General features: G+C 72.6%; 21 protein-coding genes and 1 pseudogene. 21 read left to right on the top strand and 1 reads right to left on the bottom strand.

What is annotated here, in order from left to right:
• Positions 1-53 precede the first annotated feature (53 nt).
• The 12 genes and pseudogenes from RTL41_RS07530 (at position 54) to RTL41_RS07475 (ending at position 8,215) form a co-directional block, all read left to right on the top strand.
• Positions 54-983, top strand: a complete 930-nt coding sequence (locus tag RTL41_RS07530; protein ID WP_312162947.1) for a DUF2493 domain-containing protein — start codon at positions 54-56, stop codon at positions 981-983.
• A 106-nt stretch (positions 984-1,089) separates the two neighbouring features.
• Positions 1,090-1,551: a hypothetical protein gene (locus RTL41_RS07525; protein ID WP_312162945.1), complete on the top strand. Its 462-nt coding sequence runs from the start codon at positions 1,090-1,092 to the stop codon at positions 1,549-1,551.
• A 558-nt stretch (positions 1,552-2,109) separates the two neighbouring features.
• Positions 2,110-2,433 carry a DUF736 domain-containing protein gene (locus tag RTL41_RS07520; protein WP_312162943.1) on the top strand — a complete coding sequence of 108 codons (324 nt, stop codon included), beginning with the start codon at positions 2,110-2,112 and terminating at the stop codon, positions 2,431-2,433.
• 148 nt (positions 2,434-2,581) lie between these two features.
• A complete protein-coding gene (locus tag RTL41_RS07515) occupies positions 2,582-2,866 on the top strand; it encodes a DNA -binding domain-containing protein (protein ID WP_409418315.1) in 285 nt (94 codons plus the stop codon).
• Between the two features lie 94 nt (positions 2,867-2,960).
• A pseudogene (locus RTL41_RS07510) lies at positions 2,961-3,134 on the top strand (transcriptional regulator domain-containing protein); the annotation flags it as partial.
• Between the two features lie 46 nt (positions 3,135-3,180).
• Entirely contained in the window at positions 3,181-3,723 is a 543-nt protein-coding gene (locus RTL41_RS07505; RefSeq protein ID WP_312162942.1) for a DUF2285 domain-containing protein, read from the top strand.
• Positions 3,724-3,871: 148 nt separating this feature from the next.
• The gene (locus RTL41_RS07500) at positions 3,872-4,132 is read left to right on the top strand and encodes a helix-turn-helix domain-containing protein (protein ID WP_312163501.1); all 261 of its coding nucleotides are present in this window, start codon (positions 3,872-3,874) and stop codon (positions 4,130-4,132) included.
• The gene (locus RTL41_RS07495; protein ID WP_082765505.1) at positions 4,129-4,617 is read left to right on the top strand and encodes a DUF2840 domain-containing protein; all 489 of its coding nucleotides are present in this window, start codon (positions 4,129-4,131) and stop codon (positions 4,615-4,617) included. The genes RTL41_RS07500 and RTL41_RS07495 overlap by 4 nt, the downstream gene beginning before the upstream one ends.
• Positions 4,614-5,198, top strand: coding sequence for a S26 family signal peptidase (locus RTL41_RS07490; protein ID WP_312162938.1), 585 nt, complete (start codon positions 4,614-4,616; stop codon positions 5,196-5,198). Before RTL41_RS07495 ends, RTL41_RS07490 begins: the two co-directional genes overlap by 4 nt.
• Positions 5,195-5,533, top strand: a complete 339-nt coding sequence (locus RTL41_RS07485; protein ID WP_312162936.1) for a DUF736 domain-containing protein — start codon at positions 5,195-5,197, stop codon at positions 5,531-5,533. Before RTL41_RS07490 ends, RTL41_RS07485 begins: the two co-directional genes overlap by 4 nt.
• Positions 5,530-6,237, top strand: coding sequence for a lytic transglycosylase domain-containing protein (locus RTL41_RS07480; protein ID WP_312162934.1), 708 nt, complete (start codon positions 5,530-5,532; stop codon positions 6,235-6,237). The genes RTL41_RS07485 and RTL41_RS07480 overlap by 4 nt, the downstream gene beginning before the upstream one ends.
• Before the next feature lie 229 nt (positions 6,238-6,466).
• Positions 6,467-8,215, top strand: coding sequence for a DUF3363 domain-containing protein (locus RTL41_RS07475; RefSeq protein WP_312162932.1), 1,749 nt, complete (start codon positions 6,467-6,469; stop codon positions 8,213-8,215).
• Positions 8,216-8,249: 34 nt separating this feature from the next.
• On the opposite strand, the gene RTL41_RS07470 is transcribed toward RTL41_RS07475, so the two are convergent.
• Positions 8,250-8,489: a hypothetical protein gene (locus tag RTL41_RS07470; protein WP_068876989.1), complete on the bottom strand. Its 240-nt coding sequence runs from the start codon at positions 8,487-8,489 to the stop codon at positions 8,250-8,252.
• A gap of 197 nt (positions 8,490-8,686) precedes the next feature.
• Between RTL41_RS07470 and RTL41_RS07465 the strand changes: the two genes are divergently transcribed.
• The 9 genes from RTL41_RS07465 to trbL form a co-directional block, all read left to right on the top strand.
• The gene (locus RTL41_RS07465; RefSeq protein ID WP_312162928.1) at positions 8,687-10,666 is read left to right on the top strand and encodes a conjugal transfer protein TraG; all 1,980 of its coding nucleotides are present in this window, start codon (positions 8,687-8,689) and stop codon (positions 10,664-10,666) included.
• Between the two features lie 5 nt (positions 10,667-10,671).
• The gene (locus tag RTL41_RS07460) at positions 10,672-11,088 is read left to right on the top strand and encodes a CopG family transcriptional regulator (RefSeq protein ID WP_312163499.1); all 417 of its coding nucleotides are present in this window, start codon (positions 10,672-10,674) and stop codon (positions 11,086-11,088) included.
• 140 nt (positions 11,089-11,228) lie between these two features.
• Positions 11,229-12,197, top strand: a complete 969-nt coding sequence (gene trbB / locus RTL41_RS07455) for a P-type conjugative transfer ATPase TrbB (protein WP_312162927.1) — start codon at positions 11,229-11,231, stop codon at positions 12,195-12,197.
• Positions 12,194-12,535: a TrbC/VirB2 family protein gene (locus RTL41_RS07450; protein ID WP_312162926.1), complete on the top strand. Its 342-nt coding sequence runs from the start codon at positions 12,194-12,196 to the stop codon at positions 12,533-12,535. The genes trbB and RTL41_RS07450 overlap by 4 nt, the downstream gene beginning before the upstream one ends.
• A complete protein-coding gene (locus RTL41_RS07445) occupies positions 12,535-12,813 on the top strand; it encodes a VirB3 family type IV secretion system protein (protein WP_312162925.1) in 279 nt (92 codons plus the stop codon). The genes RTL41_RS07450 and RTL41_RS07445 overlap by 1 nt, the downstream gene beginning before the upstream one ends.
• A gap of 8 nt (positions 12,814-12,821) precedes the next feature.
• Positions 12,822-15,266 carry a conjugal transfer protein TrbE gene (gene trbE / locus RTL41_RS07440; protein WP_312162924.1) on the top strand — a complete coding sequence of 815 codons (2,445 nt, stop codon included), beginning with the start codon at positions 12,822-12,824 and terminating at the stop codon, positions 15,264-15,266.
• On the top strand, positions 15,263-16,003 hold the full coding sequence (gene trbJ, locus RTL41_RS07435) for a P-type conjugative transfer protein TrbJ (RefSeq protein ID WP_312162922.1): 741 nt from the start codon (positions 15,263-15,265) through the stop codon (positions 16,001-16,003). The genes trbE and trbJ overlap by 4 nt, the downstream gene beginning before the upstream one ends.
• 14 nt (positions 16,004-16,017) lie before the next feature.
• Positions 16,018-16,287 (top strand): putative entry exclusion protein TrbK-alt, encoded by a 270-nt coding sequence (gene trbK-alt, locus RTL41_RS07430; RefSeq protein ID WP_312162920.1) that lies wholly within the window; start codon positions 16,018-16,020, stop codon positions 16,285-16,287.
• A 4-nt stretch (positions 16,288-16,291) separates the two neighbouring features.
• Positions 16,292-17,243, top strand: a 952-nt coding sequence (trbL, locus tag RTL41_RS07425; RefSeq protein ID WP_312162918.1) for a P-type conjugative transfer protein TrbL, incomplete at its 3' end; no start/stop codon positions are given.

Here is a 17,243-nt window from a genome sequence, read left to right as displayed (position 1 = left end):
GATCGCCACGAAGGCCGCGACGGACGCGGCCGAACTGGAAAAGGCCCACCACCATGCCGACGCACCTGCACGACGACTTCGAGCCCGACCATGCGAGCTCCGCGACGGAGCAGCTTCTCGAGGACCTGAAGCTCTATGGCTACCGGCCCCTCGACGACGAGCCCGATCCAAGGCCGGCGCCGGAGCCTGGAGCGGTCGCCGCCGCGGCGGCTGACATCTTCGACGCCCTGATCGCCACCATGACCGAGACCGTCCTGGAGCCCGACCTGCCGCAGCTGCTTTGGTCGATCGTCGACATCTTCCATCGCGCCGCCGATCGCATCCAGGGCCGGCTTGACGCCAATGAGGACGCCCAGAAGCGTTGCCAAAGGGAACAGGACGGCTCGGAGGTCCGCTCCGTGGCGCTGGAGCGGCTCCTGACCGAGGGACGGAATCTCCTCGACCGCCGCGACAGCCTCGAAGCCTTCCGCGACTCTGCCGCCGACCTCCACCAGAGCCACCTTGGCGCGCCATGGACCCCGCGCGCGGGGTCGCGCGTCAACCACCGCGCCCTGACCGCCACCATGATCGACAGCCGCGACTACCTGGCCGCCAAGCGGCGAGCGGAAACCGCGCCGCTGCTGCCATCGGGCCCGAAGATCGCCTTCACCGGAGGCCCGGCGTACAATGACCACACCCGGATCTGGGACGCCCTCGACAAGGTCTACGCCAAGCACCCCGACATGGTCCTGCTGCATGGCGGTACGCCCACGGGCGCCGAGCGCATCGCCGCTTGCTGGGCCGAGGCCCGCAGAGCGCCGCACATCGCCTTCCGGCCCGACTGGACCCGCCATGGCAAGGCTGCGCCCTTCAAGCGCAATGACCACATCCTCGAGCTCCTGCCGATCGGGGTCCTGGCGTTTCCGGGCAGCGGCATCAACGCCAACCTGGCCGACAAGGCCAAGATCCTCGGCATCCCGGTTTGGCGGTTCGGCGGCGCCTGAGCCCCGCCGCTGGACGCGACGACCGTCGCCATTTCTGCTAGGGTCAAGTCGCGCCGCGGTGGTGGTGGAGGCGCGAGTGATCGCACCTTGCCCCGGAGCCCCCACCATGATCGTCCTCGCCATCCTTTTGGCCGGCGTCGGCCTGTTCCTGCTCTGCCGCCTCGCCTTCCTCCTGGCCGTCTACGCCCTTCCGCTGTTCACCGGCGCCGTGGTCGGCTCCGCGGCGCATGCGCTCGGGGCCAGCCTCATCGTCTCGGGGGTGTCGGCCGCCCTGGCGGGCATTGTCGCTCTCGCGGCATGTCATTTCGCGATGAACGTCCTGCAGCCGTCCGTCATGCGGACGGTCGTCGTCGCCCTCTTCGCGGCGCCGGCGGCGTTCGCAGGCTACCATCTGGCCCATGGGCTGAGCGCGCTCACCGCCGTGCCGGAACCGTTGCGCCCACTTGTGGCGTTCGCGGCGGCGCTCCTGGTTGCTGGCGCCGCTTGGACACGCATGGCCGCTTCGAAGCCAGGTCCCGGCTCGGACCCGCCGGCCTTCCCCCGCGACAGCGCATCCCAGACCGGCTGAGCGAGGCTCCTTGGGCCTCGATGGCGACGGGGTCGGCGGCAAGTGGTCGGGCTCGAGCGTCTGCGCCCCACCCGCCGACTCTCGCTCGAACGGTCGAGGCGCCGCGGTCGCCGGTCGGACGCCTCGACAGCCCACCCTGACGGCCGCGCGATATGGGAAGGCTCGCCCAGGCCGAGACAGGGTGGGTCCGTGGCCGGCGGGCGCAGGCGGTCCGGCGATCCCGCAATCGCCGGCCGGCCCTGAGGCGTCCGGCCGACCCCTTGTGTGTCCCACGCTCTTCGTCTCGACCCCGCGCCCCGCGCGGTCCCTGCGATGGCCTGATCTGGCCGAAGGCCGGCATTCGCCTCGCTCGCCTGAGCCGCAAGCGCGCGCGGCGGCTTTCTTCCCCGGGAGCCGCGGCGCCCTTCCTCGCGCACCAAGAAAGCCGCCGCACACCCTCCTCCGCTGACGCTTTGGCTTGGCTGCGCCAAGTGCGGCGGCGACCGCCTTCGGCCTCTTGATCGCCATCGGGACCGCGATGGGCGCGGGCTCGAATGAGAGACCTAAGGAGACACGACAATGGCCAACATCGGCAGCTTCAAGAAGACCGGCGCTGAATTCCAGGGCGAGATCGTCACCCTGAGCGTCCAGGCCAAGGGCGTCCGTATCGTCCCCGAGACCAGCCGCCCCAACGACAACGCCCCCAGCCACCGGGTCTATGTCGGCCGTGCCGAAATCGGCGCCGCCTGGGCCAAGACCTCCGCCGAGGGTCGCGACTACCTCTCGGTCAAGCTGGACGATCCGAGCTTCACCGGCCCGATCTTCGCCAACCTCTTCGCCGACGAGGACGGCGACGGCCATAGCCTGATCTGGTCGCGACCGCGCAAGGCCAGCGCCGACTGAGGTTCGCCGCCGGCCCCGCCTCAGGGCGGGGCCGCACGGCTCCAAGGGCGATGCCGTTTGCGCACCCCCCGTTCTCGTCTTCGCGCCATCCCACCGCAACGACCGGCGTCCATCCTGGCGGTCAACTCGCCGTCACCACGGGGTCGCCATGTTCAATCCACCCCTGCAGGCCACACCGCCGGCCGGCTCCAGCCTCACCGACTACGACCGCCAGCACATAAAGACCTACCTGCGCCTGCTCGACGCCGCGGCGGACGGCGCCGACTGGCGCGAGGCCGCCGCGATCGTGCTCGGCCTCGACGTCGCGCACGCGCCGAGACAGGCGCGCCGCGTGCACGAAAGCCACCTCGCGCGGGCCCGCTGGATGTCCACCCACGGCTACCTGGACCTGCTGCGCGGCGCTCCTGGCGGGACCGGAGGTGATGCCCCTTAGGCATCGGCGCCCGCCCCCGCCCGAGCTTCCGCGGCTGCCCATCCCGCAGTCATCGTCCGCATGACGCAAGGTCCGCGCGTATCCGGAGCATGGGATGAGGCTCGATCCGTCGCAATGGCGATCCTCGGCGGCCTATGCCTATCTCGACGATCTCATCGCTTCCGACCTCGCCTGGGAATGCCTTCGCCGCAACGCCGACTACCAGGCCGATTTCGAGGCGACAGCAGCGCAGGGCGCCTCCGCCACGGCCTTGAGCGCCCGTTGGGGGTTGCGATTTCCCGACGGATCCGGCGCAGGCCGCATCCGCGGGGCCCGTGTTCTGGACGACGCAGGCCGATCTCGCGACGGTGGTGCTCGCCCCCTCGCTCTGGACCGGGGCGTCAGACGCCGAACGCGCCCTCACCCGCCGCGCCGCGCCTGGCCGCGCCAGTCCCGAGGGGCGTTGGCTCGTGCGCGGCGCCGGCCGGTTTGCCGTGCATCTGCTGCTGCTCCGCGGCGCCAGGACCGACGAACCGCTTGCAGCCGTCACGCCGTTCGACACTGACGCTCCCGCCCGCCTCGCCATGGCCGCGCGCGCCTGGCGCATTCTACGTGGCGCGCCGGAGCGCCTGGACGACCAGCTCACGGCGCAGCGGCGGCGGCGGCTGAGCCTCTGCCTGCGCGCCCTCGACGCGCGCGCCAGCGGCGCCAGCCACCGCGAGATCGCCGCCGCGCTGTTTGGCGCGCACCGCCTCGCCGACCTGCCCTGGAACTCCTCCGCCCTGCGCGACACGACCTTGCGCCTGGCCCGCGACGGCGAGGCGCTGGTCGCAGGCGGCTATCGGCGCCTGCTGCGGCCCAGCCGCATCTCCCGCTAAGCCGCGCGGCCCGGCCCATGCCCGCGTCAGGGGTGCGATCTCGCCGCGGCGCCTTCGCACTCCCTCCGCTCGGCGATGGCGCGCCAGGGTGACCGAACGCCGCCATGGCCGCTCACCGGCCGCGGGGCCATCCCTGGAGACGCTGCAGATGCCCGCCCCACCCCCCGGCGCGCCGGACCGCTTCTTGAGAACGCCGGAAGCCGCGCGCTTCCTAAGCCTGTCGCACCGGACCCTGGAAAAGCACCGCACCTACGGAACGGGCCCGGCCTATCGCAAGCTCGGCGGTCGCGTCGTCTATGCGCTCGAGGACCTGAAAGCCTGGGCGGATCGCGGGTCGCGCCTCTCCACGACCGATCCCGAGGCCGGCGTCGTATGGCCTGCGAAGCCCGTCGGTGGCGCACGGCGATGAGCGGCTGCGCCCCCGATCTCGGCGACAACCTCACCCGCGTCCACCTGACCTGGCTTGAAGGCCGCGTCGAACACTGGATCCGTTTCGGCGCCATCGCCCAGGAGACCCTCCTCGACCGCCGCCGCCGGATCGTCGCCTTCGCGCCAGGCGCGATCTTCGCGTTCGTGCGATGGGCGTCCAACGACTTCGGCACCGTGGTCTCGCGCCTCGACGTTGTCCGCGCGGCCGTCCCCGGCGAAGCCTATTCCACCTTGCCCCACGTGCGCCCCGGCGGCGACATCCTGCTGCGCCAGACCGGTTGGCCGAAGGTCCAGCGGGTGCTGGCGGCGATCGACGCCATCGAAGCGCTGGGACTGACGCCCGCCGCGGTCGCGCCCGACCATTGGCGCCATGTCCACAACCGGCTTGCCGCCGGCCAGGACCCGCGCCCCTACACGGCCGCGCGCCATCGGGCCTGGCTGCTTCGCCGCAGGACCGGCCCATGACGCGCCCCGCCTGGATCCTTGCGGCGCTCGGCGCCCTGGCCGCGCTTGGCGCATCGTCCTTCGCTCGCCCCACCCCCCGATGGATCTGGAACGCGAGCGCCAGCGTGCCGGAAGGGCTCTATCGCCTGCAGCCGGCCGCGACCGTGCAGGTCGGCGACCTGGTCGCCGCCGCCCCGCCAGAGCCCCTCGCAAGCTTCCTGGCGGCGCGTCGATACCTGCCCCGCGACGCCCTTCTCCTCAAACATGTGGCCGCGCTCCCCGGCCAGAACATCTGCCGCGCCGGCCTCACCGTCCGCATCGACGGCGCCCGGGCGGGAGAGGCCCTGCCCCGCGATCGGCGCGGCCGCCGCCTGCCGGACTGGCAGGGCTGCCGCACGCTCGCGCATGGCGAGGTCTTCCTCATGAACCACGCGATCTCCGACAGCCTGGATGGACGCTATTTCGGCGCCCTGCCGGCCGAAAGCCTGCTCGGGCGCGCCGCACCGATCTGGCTGAGGCCCGCGGCAGACGCACCCAGGCTCGGCCGCCACGCCGTCAGCGCCTTCCCCGCTTCAACTGCAACAGGAGATCCAAAACCATGACCCAGATCGGCTTCTTCCTCCGCACGGACGATGGGTTCCACGGGCGTCTGCGCACGCTCACCCTCGACGCCGAGCTCACCCTCGTTCCGGTCGAAAGCCGCGATGCACACCGCGGACCGGCCTACCGCGTTCATCTCGGAACCGGCGCCGACGGCCCGGAGGTGGGCGCGGCCTGGCGGCGCACCGGCGAAAAGGTCGGCGCCTATCTGGGCCTGGTGCTCGACGACCCGGCGCTGGCGCGCCCCATCCGCGCCAACCTCTTCCCGGCGGACGCGGACGGGACCCGCTTCCGGCTGGTCTGGAGCCGACCTGTCCGCGGCGCCGCGCAGCCGTGACCCCGCGCCGAACCTGCGCCCGGTACACGCTGGCGCTGCTCGCCGCCCTGGTCACGGCCGACGTCGCTCTCGCAGACCCCCGGCCAGCATGGCGCGCCGAAGCCGCCGAAGCCTTTGCGCCGTTCATCGCCGAAGCCGCCGCGCGCCATAGTCTCCCGGCCGCCTGGATCGCCGCCGTGCTGCGCGCCGAAAGCGGCGGCGATGCTCGCGCCGTCTCACCCGCCGGCGCCATGGGCCTCATGCAGCTCATGCCAGAGACCTGGTCGGACCTGCGCCAACGCCTCGCCCTCGGCGCCGACCCGTTCGACCCACGCGACAATATCCTGGCGGGCGCGGGCTATCTGCGCGAGCTCTTGGACCGCTACGGTCCGACCGGCTTCCTGGCCGCCTACAACGCCGGGCCCGGACGCTACGAGGCGCACCTGCGCGGCGATCGCGCCCTGCCCGCGGAGACGTTGGCCTATCTCGCCACCGTCGGGCCGCAGCTGGGCGCGGCGGGCGATGGATCGGCGCCGCCCGATCCGTTGGCCTGGCGCCGCGCGGCGCTCTTTCCGGCGGGCGGGTCCCCGGCCACGGATGCGCCGCCGATCGCCGTCGCCGGCTCCGTCGCGCCACCGCCGACCCGCCATCCAAGCGCCGCCCCCTCGGCGTCCGGCGGGCTCTTCGTGCGCCGCTCCGGCCCGCGCGCCGGCGTCTCGCCATGAGCGGCGTCGCAATCAGGTCGAGCGCGGACGGGGGTGGGCGCGGGGGCGTGATCTTGGCCCCGTTTAGACCCTCAGGTGGACGGCAAGGGAAAAGCAGCGCCTGCGGTTCGCTGCAAGGGTTTGGTTGGATTGAGGTTTTTCGGGTGCGCGGCAGCCTTCGCCGCCAGCCGGACTCGCCGATCCCCCAAGGAATTCAAGGGCCCGAGCGCCATCCCGGAGCCAGAACGCGGTGAAGGCGGGCGCCGACAGGCCGTTCCGCCTGCGGCCCGGGCGGGTCCGCGGCGGCGGGGTTCGCGTGCACAGCAGCTTCGTCGGCCAGGTGATGCGCGCGGCCAAGACGGCCGGCCACATCGGGAGCCGCTTCGGCGGTGGACGCGGGGCCGGCGGCTCGCGCTTCGGACGCGGTCGCCGGGCGGCCCTGGCGCTCGCGCTCAAGTCCCCCGCCCGGCGCGTGGTGACCAAGGCGCGGGTCGTGCGCCACCAGGGGTCCAGCTTCCGGGCCGCCCCGCTCCCCAAGCACATCCTCTACCTGAAGCGGGACGGCGCCGGGCGGGACGGTGCGCCGGCCGATCTGTTCGACGCCCAGGGCGACCACGCCGACGAGGCGGGCTTCGCCGCCCGGGCCCGCGACGACCGGCACCATTTCCGTTTCATCGTCTCGCCGGAGGACGCCGCTCAGCTCAAGGACCTGCGGGCGTTCACGCGGGACCTGATGGCCGACGCGGAGCGCGATCTTGGCTCCCGGCTCGACTGGGTCGCGGTCGACCACTGGAACACCGACAATCCCCACGTCCACATTCTCGTGCGGGGCCAAGCCGATGATGGACGCGATCTGGTGATCAGCCGGGCCTATATAAGCCGCGGCTTGCGCGATCGCGCCGCCGAGCGCGTCACGCTCGAGCTGGGTCCCCGCGCCGAGCATGAGATCCGCTCGGCCCTGGAACGGGAGGTCACGGCGGACCGCTGGACCAGCCTGGACCGGGTCCTGCGACAGGCGGCCGACGATGGCGGCGGCCTGGTCGACCTGCGGCCCGGCGCGGGCGGCGAGGACCCGGACCTGCGGCGCCTGCTGATCGGCCGGGCCGCCCATCTGGAGCGACTGGGCCTGGCCGATCGCGAGAGGGCGGCGTGCTGGACCCTCAAACCCGCCCTGGAGGAAACCCTGCGCGCGATGGCCCGCCGCGGCGACATCATCGCCACGCTCCATCGTGCGATCGGAGGGGGCGAGCGCGCCCTCGACGCCGCGGCCTTCGCCATCCACGCCGAGACGCCGCAGACACCTGTGGTCGGCCGCCTGGCCGCCCGCGGCCTGCAGGACGAGCTCACCGGCCAGGCCTATGCGGTCGTCGATGGCGTCGACGGCCATGTCCACCACCTCAGCTTCGCCGACCTCGACTTGACCGGCGACGCCAGGCCAGGCGCCATCGTCGAAGTCCGCGCCTGGACGGACGACCAGGGACGCGGGCGCATGGCGCTCGCGACACGCTCGGATCTGGACCTCTCCGGACAGGTGCGCGCGCAGGGCGCCACCTGGCTTGACCGGCAGTTGGTCTCCCGCAATCTCGCCATGGCGACCATCGGCTTCGGCGCCGAGGTCCGGGACGCCATGGCGCGCCGCGCCGATCGGCTGGCGGCCGAGGGTCTGGCGGACCGTCGCGAGGACCGCACCTGGTTCGCGCCGGATCTCATCGCGACGCTGCGCCGCCGCGAGTTGGCCGCCGTCGCGACGCGGCTGGCCAACGAAACGGGACTCCCGCATCGACCCGGCGGCGAAGGCGAGACTGTTTCGGGGATCTACCGCCAGCGGTTGGTCCTGGCGTCCGGCCGTTTCGCGATGATCGATGACGGCCTGGGCTTCCAGCTCGTGCCGTGGCGTCCGGCGCTGGAGGCGCGTCTCGGCCAGCAGGTCAGCGGAACCCTGTCCCCAGGCGGTGGCGTCGATTGGACCTTCGGCCGGCGGCGGGGACTCGGACTGTAGCGCCGGGTCGCCGAATTCCACCTCGCCGCCGCCCCTAGGAGGCGCCGGCGAAGTGCGCCAGGGCGCGCGCATGGTCGCTCGCCAGCGCGAACCTCAGGCAGACGGACCTGCCTCGCGCGCGGCAGGCCCAGTCGCCGCGGCAGTTGAGCGTGAGCCATTCGACCGCAGCGATCATCGGAGTGTAGCCGGCCGGAACGGCCTTCGGTATTGGCGCCACGACCTCGTGGAATCCTTCGCCGCGCCCGGACAGGACATTGAAATGCAGTCGCGCCATGCCAGCCCGAATCCTCAGCTCCTGGCCCGAAGCTAGCAGGCCCGACCGCCGGGTCCCGCGCTGAAGGCGGAGGATCCCCATCCGGCCCGTCAGTATTCGCGCGCCAACCTCGCCGATCGCCCGCCGGTCCCTCGGCAGGCCCTTGCGGCGGCGGCGGGGGCGCCAAGCTCCGGATCTCCAAGACCGGAGACCCTCCCATGTCCGCCACCAAGATCCTCTGGGGCCAACTCCTCCTCGTCGGCCTGATCGTCCTGGCCGGCGTCTGGGGCGCGACCGAATGGACGGCCTGGCGGCTCGGCTTCCAGCCCGGCCTCGGCCGCCCCTGGGCCGTCCTGGCCGGACTGCCCGTCTATCCGCCGCCGGCCTTCTTCGGCTGGTGGTTCGTCTACGACGCCTATGCGCCGCGCATCTTCCTGCAGGGCGCGGCCATCGCCGCCTCCGGCGGACTCGCCGCGATACCGGTGGCGATCGCGCTCTCGGTGTGGCGCGCCCGCGAAGCCAAGCATGTGGTCACCTACGGCTCGGCCCGCTGGGCGAGCCTCGACGACGCCCGGGCCGCGGGCCTGATCGGCGAGGACGGCGTGGTCCTGGGACAGCTCGGCGCGGCCTATCTGCGCCATGACGGGCCCGAACATGTGCTCTGCTTCGCCCCCACCCGCTCGGGCAAGGGCGTAGGCCTCGTCGTCCCCACGCTCCTGACCTGGCCGGAAAGCGCCGTCGTCCATGACATCAAGGGCGAGAACTGGGGTCTGACGGCGGGTTTCCGCGCGCGGCACGGCCGGGTCCTGTTGTTCGATCCCACCAATCCTGCGTCCGACGCCTACAATCCCCTGCTCGAGGTGCGGCGCGGCCCCAGCGAAGTCCGCGACGTCCAGAACGTCGCCGACGTGCTGGTGGACCCCGAGGGCTCGCTCGAGCGCCGCAATCATTGGGAGAAGACCAGTCACGCCCTGCTTGTGGGCGCGATCCTGCACGTGCTCTACGCCGAGGCCGACAAGACCCTGGCCGGCGTGGCGGCCTTCCTCTCCGATCCCCGCCGGCCCATCGAAACCACCCTGCGCGCCATGATGACCACGCCGCACCTCGGCGCGGCCGGCGTCCATCCGGTGGTCGCCTCGGCCGCCCGCGAGCTGCTCAACAAGAGCGAGAACGAACGCTCGGGCGTGCTGTCCACCGCCATGTCGTTCCTGGGACTTTATCGGGACCCGGTGGTGGCCCAGGCCACCGGCCGATGCGACTGGCGGATCGGCGACCTGGTGGAGGGCGCGACGCCGACCACGCTCTACCTGGTGGTGCCGCCCTCCGACATCAGCCGCACCAAGCCCCTGGTGCGGCTGATCCTCAACCAGATCGGCCGGCGCCTGACCGAGGACCTCGAGAGCCGGTTGCAGCGCAGGCGACTACTGCTGATGCTGGACGAGTTCCCCGCCCTGGGCCGGCTCGACTTCTTCGAGAGCGCACTGGCCTTCATGGCCGGCTACGGCCTCAAGAGCTTCCTGATCGCCCAGTCGCTGAACCAGATCGAGAAGGCCTATGGCGTCAGCAACGCCATCCTCGACAACTGCCATGTGCGCGTGGCCTTCGCCACCAACGACGAGCGCACCGCCAAACGGGTGTCCGACGCGCTCGGCACCGCCACCGAGCTTCGCGCCATGCGCAACTATGCGGGGCACCGGCTGTCGCCCTGGCTCGGCCACCTGATGGTCTCGCGCCAGGAGACGGCGCGGCCCCTGCTCACGCCCGGCGAGGTCATGCAGTTGCCGCCCGGCGACGAGATCGTCATGGTCTCCGGCTTGGCGCCGATCCGCGCCCGCAAGGCGCGCTACTATGAGGATCGCCGCCTGGCGCGCCGTGTCGCCGCGCCGCCAGGGCCGGGACCCGCCCGGCCGCCGGCGGCCGACGACTGGTCGGGCCTTGCGCCCATCATGGCGCCGCTCGTCGGACCGGCGCGCCGCCAGGGCGGCGCCTCGCCCGACGATCCGAACGGCGGCGTGCGGCGTGAACCGGACCTGCCGGAGCAGGAGGAGATCGTCTCCCCGCCCAGGCCGGCGGCGGAGTTCGAGTTCGCCGAGGACGAACCGGACGACGAGCCGGTCCGCGCCCAGGCCCTGCAGCGGCGGATGTCGGGGCTGGCGCGGCAGGCGGCGCTGGACCCGGACGACGGGGTGGAGCTTTGAGCGCCCTGCGGACCAAGCACACCTTCCGCCTGCCGCCCGGCCTCGCCCGCCAGCTCGCCGACCATGCCAGCCGCCGCGGGGTGAGCCAGGCCCTGATCGTCGAGGCGGCGCTGGCCTCCTTCTTCTCCCCAGACGGACCAGACCGGCTCGAAGCCGCGCTCGGTCGCCGGCTTGACCGCATGAGCCGCCAGGTCGAGCGGCTGGAACGGCACGTGACCATCTCCAACGAGGCCCTGGCGCTGTTCGTCCGGTTCTGGCTGACCGCGACGCCGCCCCTGCCCGACGCGGCCGGCGTCGCCGCCCAGGCCAAGGGCCGCGAGCGCTACGAGAACTTCGTCGAATCCCTCGGCCGCCGGCTGGCGCGCGGCCAGACCCTGGCCGAGGAACTCTCCCGCGACGTGGACCCGGGCGCCGCGCCGTGACGCGCGCCCGCCGTGCGCCTGTCTTTCTACGCCACGGCGCGATGGGGGTCGGAGACTTGTTGCCGAGCGCCTGATCCTGCCTCTTCTCGTCGACCTCATCGCGGCGCCGATCTCCGGACGCCCACCCGATGGGGAAATCCATGGCGTCCCTCGCCAGCACAGCCGAAGCGACCCAGCGGGGCGCCCGCATGCTGCGCTCGGCCCTGGGCCGCGCCATCGCCGGCTGGCTGGAAGACCCGGCCGTCGTCGAGGTGATGCTCAACCCCGATGGCCGCCTCTGGAGCGACCGCCTGGCCGAGGGCCTCGCCGACACCGGCGAGCGGCTGAGCGCCGCCGACGGCGAGCGGATCATCCGCCTCGTGGCCCATCACGTCGGCGTCGAGGTCCACGCCGGCGCGCCGAGGCTCTCGGCGGAACTGCCGGGAGGCGGCGAGCGCTTCGAGGGCCTGCTGCCGCCCGTGGTCGCCGCCCCGGCCTTCGCCATCCGCAAGCCGGCCGCGGCGATCTTCAGCCTGGCGGACTACGCCGCCGCGGGCGTCATGAGCGCGGCCGCCGCCGCCCGGCTGCGCGAGGCCGTGGCCGCCCGCCACAACATCTTGGTGGCGGGCGGGACCTCCACAGGCAAGACCACCCTGGTCAACGCCCTGCTGGCGGAGGTCGCCCGCTCAGGCGACCGCGTCGTCCTCATCGAGGACACCCGCGAACTCCAGTGCGCCGCCCCCAATCTCGTGGCGCTCCGCACGAAGGACGGCGCGGCCTCGCTGACCGACCTGGTCCGCTCCGCCCTGCGCCTGCGGCCCGACCGTATCCCGATCGGCGAGGTGCGCGGCCCCGAGGCCCTGGATCTGATCAAGGCCTGGGGCACCGGCCATCCCGGCGGGATCGGCACCCTGCACGCGGGTTCGGCCCGCGGCGCCCTGCACCGCCTCGAGCAGCTCATCCAGGAAGCGGTGATCACCGTGCCCCGCGCCCTGATCGCCGAGACCGTCGACGTGATCGCGGTGCTCAGCGGTCGCGGCGCCGATCGCCGCCTCACTGAACTCGTTCGGATCGAGGGCCTCACCCCCGCCGGCGACTACCGCCTCAACCCCTTTGGAGATCCCTCATGACCCCTTTCACGCGCCGCCCCCTGGGCCAGACGAGGCTCGACCGGCTGGCCGCCGCCGCGCTCGCCGCGGGCCTGCTCTTCGCCGCCCCCGCCTACGCCGCCGGCTCCTCCATGCCCTGGGAGGCGCCGCTGCAGTCGATCCTGCAGTCGATCGAAGGCCCGGTCGCCAAGATCATCGCGGTGATCGTCATCATCGTCACCGGCCTCACCCTGGCCTTCGGCGACAACTCCGGCGGCTTTCGCCGTCTGATCCAGATCGTCTTTGGCCTGTCGATCGCCTTCGCCGCCTCCAGCTTCTTCCTGTCCTTCTTCTCCTTCGGCGGCGGGGCGCTGGTCTGATGCCGGCCGACAGCTCGCTCGCCGACCTCCCCGGCTTCACCGCTCCGGTCCACCGGGCGCTCACCGAGCCCATCCTGCTGGGCGGCGCGCCGCGGGCGGTGGCTGTCGCCAACGCCACCCTGGCGGCGGCCATCGGCCTGGGCCTGCGGCTGTGGCTGGCCGGCCTGGTGATCTGGGCCGTCGGTCACGGGGCCGCGGCCTGGGCGGCGCGGCGCGATCCCTGGTTCGTCGAGGTGGTCCACCGCCACCTGCGCCACCCCGCCTACCTGCGCGTCTGAGCCCGGTCATGATGTCGCTCGCCCCCTATCGTGACCGCACCGCCCGGCTCTCCGACGTCCTGCCCTGGGCCGCCCTGGTCGCCCAGGGCGTGGTCCTCAACAAGGACGGCGCCTTGCAGCGGACCGCACGGTTCCGCGGGCCGGACCTGGACAGCGCCACGCCCGCCGAGCTGGCCGCCGTCGCGGGCCGGCTCAACAACGCGCTTCGCCGCCTGGGCTCGGGCTGGGCGGTGTTCGTCGAGGCCCAACGCCGGCCCGCGACCGACTATCCCGACGATCGGCTGCCCGACGCGGCCAGCGCCCTGGTGGAGGCCGAACGCCGCGCCCAGTTCGAGGAGGCCGGCGCCCACTATGAGTCCGCCTACTTCCTGACCCTGGTCTGGCTGCCGCCAGAGGAGGACGCCGCTCGGGCCGAAGGCTGGCTCTATGAGGGCCGCGCCGAACAAGGGGTGGATCCCTGGGAGCTGACCAAGGCCTTCATCGACCGCACCGACCGGCTGCTGCGGCTGGTGGAGGGCTTCGTTCCGGAAGCCGAATGGCTGGACGACGCGGCGACCCTCACCTTCCTGCACGCGACCGTCTCCACCAAGCGCCAGGCGGTGGGGGTCCCCGAGACGCCCATGCACCTGGACGCGCTGCTGGCCGACGAGCCGCTCACCGGCGGCCTCGAACCCCGGCTGGGCGACCACCACCTGCGGGTCCTCACCGTCATCGGCTTTCCCGGCGCCACTACGCCCGGCCTGCTCGACGAGCTGAACCGCCTGGCCTTCCCCTACCGATGGACCACCCGCGCCATCATGCTCGACAAGCTCGACGCCACGCGCCTGCTCGGGAAGATCCGCCGCCAGTGGTTCGCCAAGCGCAAGTCGCTGGCCGCCATCCTCAAGGAGGTGATGACCAACGAAGCCTCGGCGCTGATCGATTCCGACGCCGCCAACAAGGCCGCGGACGCCGACGCGGCCCTGCAGGACCTGGGCGCCGACCAGGTGGGCCAGGCCTTTGTCACCGCCACCCTGGTGGTCTGGGACCCCGACCCCAGCCAGGTCGCCGAGAACCTGCGGCTGGCCGAAAAGGTGATCCAGGCGCGGGATTTCACCGTGATCGCCGAGGGCCTGAACGCCGTGGAGGCCTGGCTGGGCTCGCTGCCGGGCCAGGTCTACGCCAATGTCCGCCGCCCGCCGGTCTCCACCCTGAACCTCGCCCACATGATTCCGCTCTCGGCGGTCTGGGCGGGTCCGGCCCGGGACGAGCACCTGGACGCCCCGCCGCTGTTCTTCGCCCGCACGGACGGCGCGACGCCCTTCCGTTTCAGCCTGCATGTGGGCGATGTCGGCCATACCCTGGTGGTCGGCCCGACCGGCGCCGGCAAGTCGGTGCTGCTCGCGCTGATGGCGTTCTCGTTCCGCCGCTACCCGGCCGCCCAGGTCTTCGCCTTCGACTTCGGCGGCTCGATCCGCGCCGCCGCGCTCGCCATGGGCGGGGACTGGCACGACCTGGGCGGCGCGGTCGGCGAGGCGGGCGCAGACCCCGCCCCAGCCGTGTCGCTGCAACCCCTGCGCCGGGTCGACGACCTGGCCGAACGCGCCTGGGCGGCCGACTGGCTGGCGGCGATCCTCGCCCGCGAAGGCGTGGCCATCACGCCCGACCTCAAGGCGCACCTGTGGTCGGCCCTGGGCTCGCTGGCCTCCGCCCCGGCGGGCGAACGCACCCTGACCGGGCTCGCCGTCCTGCTGCAGTCGCAGATCCTGAAGCAGGCGCTCGCGCCCTACGGCCTGGGCGGCGCCTTCGGACGCCTGCTCGACGCCGAGGCGGAATATATCGGCGAGGAGGTCGTCCAGGCCTTCGAGACCGAGGGTCTGATCGGGACCGACGCGGCGGCGCCCGTGCTGGCCTATCTCTTCCATCGCATCGAGGCGCGGCTGGACGGTCGCCCCACCCTGGTCCTGGTCGACGAGGGCTGGCTCGCCCTGGATGACCCCGGCTTTTCCGCCCAGCTCCGCGAGTGGCTGAAGACCCTTCGCAAGAAGAACGCCTCGGTGATCTTCGCCACCCAGTCCCTGGCCGACATCGAGACCAGCCCGATCGCGCCGGTGATCGTCGAGAGCTGTCCAACCCGGATCTTCCTGCCCAACGACCGGGCCTTCGAGCCGCAGATCGCGTCCCTCTACCGGCGCTTCGGCCTCAATGCGCGCCAGATCGAGATCCTCGCCCGCGCCACGCCCAAGCGCGACTACTACTGCCAGTCGCGGCGCGGCGACCGGCTGTTCGAGCTGGGCCTGGGCGAGGCCGCCCTGGCCTTCACCGCCGCCTCGTCCAAGGCCGATCAGGCCCAGATCTCCGCCCTGCTCAGCCGGCATGGCCGGGCCGGCTTCGCGGCGGCCTGGCTCGCCCACAAGGGCCTGGGCTGGGCGGCCGATCTTCTCCCCACCCTGACCCCGGAGCCTTCGCCATGACCCCTCGCCTGCCCCGCCGCGCGCTCTGCGCCGGCGCCTGCGCCCTGCTGCTCGCCGCCTCCGCCGGACCGGCCGGCGCCATCGTCGTCTTCGACCCCGGCAACTATGCGCAGAACGTCTTGACCGCGGCGCGCGCCCTGCAGCAGATCAACAACCAGATCACCTCGCTGCAGAACCAGGCCCAGTCGCTGATCAACCAGGCGCGGAACCTGGCCAGCCTGCCGTTCTCGTCCCTGCAGCAGCTCCAGGATCAGGTTCAGCGCACCCGCCAGCTCCTGCAACAGGCCCAGCGCCTGGCCTACGATGTCCAGACCATCGACCAGGCGTTCACCGCCCGCTACCGCGCCATCGACCTGTCCGCCTCCGACCAGGCCCTGGTGGACGGGGCCAAGGACCGCTGGCGCGACAGCGTCGCGGGCTTCGAGGATGCGCTGAAGGTCCAGGCGGGTGTCGTCGGCAACCTGGACGGCGCCCGCGACCAGATGAGCCAGCTCGTCGAGGCCAGCCAGTCCGCCAGCGGCGCCCTGCAGGCCGCCCAGGCCGGCAACCAGCTCCTGGCGCTGCAAACCCAGCAACTCGCCGACCTTGCCGCGCTGCTGGCCGCCCAGGGCCGCGCCCAGAGCCTGGACGCCGCCCGCCGCGCCGCCGCGGAGGATCAGGCCCGCGAGCAGCTGCGCCGCTTCCTGACGCCTGGCCAGGGCTACCAGCCCGGCTCGGCCCAGATGTTCCGCAATTGAAGGCCCCCGCCGATATGGACGCCACCCGTCTCCTGCGGTTGGGCGCGGCCGGCGTCGTGGTCCTCGTGATCGCGCTTACGGCGCTGCAGCTTCGCCGCCCCGCGCCGCCCGAGCCGACGCCCTGGGCGCCGGCCCCGGCGCGGCCGGCCGATCCGCGCTCGCCCGCCTTGGCGCGTTGCCAAGCCCTGGGCGAAACCGGCGCCCGGGACGCCGGCTGCCTGGCCGTCTGGGCCGAGACCCGGCGGCGTTTCCTGGGCCTGACGGCCCCACCGGCAAGGGACTAGCGCCATGGGTGGAACAGGGGTCATCGACCGGTTCCTGGGCGTCTTTGCGTCCTATATCGATAGCGGCTTCGGCCTCCTGCAGGGCGAGGTGGCGTTCATCGCCACCACCCTGATCGTCATCGACATCACGCTCGCGGCCCTGTTCTGGACCTGGGCGGAGGGCGAGGACATCCTGGCGCGCCTGGTCCGCAAGACGCTCTTCGTCGGCGCCTTCGCCTACATCATCGGCAACTGGAACGGCCTGGCGCGCATCATCTTCGAGAGCTTCGCGGGCCTGGGCCTTCAGGCGGCCGGCGGCGGCATGTCGGCGGCCGATCTCCTGCGCCCCGGCCGCGTCGCCCAGGTCGGGATCGACGCCGGCCGCCCGCTGCTGGAGTCCATCTCCGGCCTGATGGGCTACGTCGCCTTCTTCGAGAACTTCATCCAGATCGCCGTGCTGCTGCTGGCCTGGCTGATCGTTCTCCTGAGCTTCTTCGTGCTGGCGGTGCAGCTCTTCGTCACCCTCATCGAATTCAAGCTGACCACGCTCTGCGGGTTCGTGCTGGTCCCCTTCGGCCTGTTCGGCAAGACCGCCTTCCTCGCCGAACGGGTGCTGGGCAACGTCGTGGCCTCCGGCGTCAAGGTGATGGTCCTGGCGGTCATTGTCGGCATCGGTTCGACCCTCTTCTCCCAGTTCACCACGGGCTTCGGGGAGGCCCAGCCGACCATCGAAGAGGTGCTGGCCGTCGTGCTGGCGGCGATCTCGCTGCTGGGCCTGGGCATCTTCGGACCCGGCATCGCCGGGGGCCTGATCTCCGGCGGCCCGCAGCTGGGCGCCGGGGCCGCGGTCGGAACCGGTCTGGCGGCGGGCGGCGCGCTCGCGGCGGGCGCCGCGGCCACGGGCCTTGCGGTCGGCGGCGCGGCGGGCGCGGCGGCGGGCCTGGCCCGAAGCGCCGCAGGGCTGGCCGGGGCCGGCG

This window comes from Phenylobacterium sp. (assembly GCF_031984885.1).
Lineage (GTDB): Bacteria > Pseudomonadota > Alphaproteobacteria > Caulobacterales > Caulobacteraceae > Phenylobacterium.
This window is presented reverse-complemented; position numbering and strand designations above follow the sequence as displayed.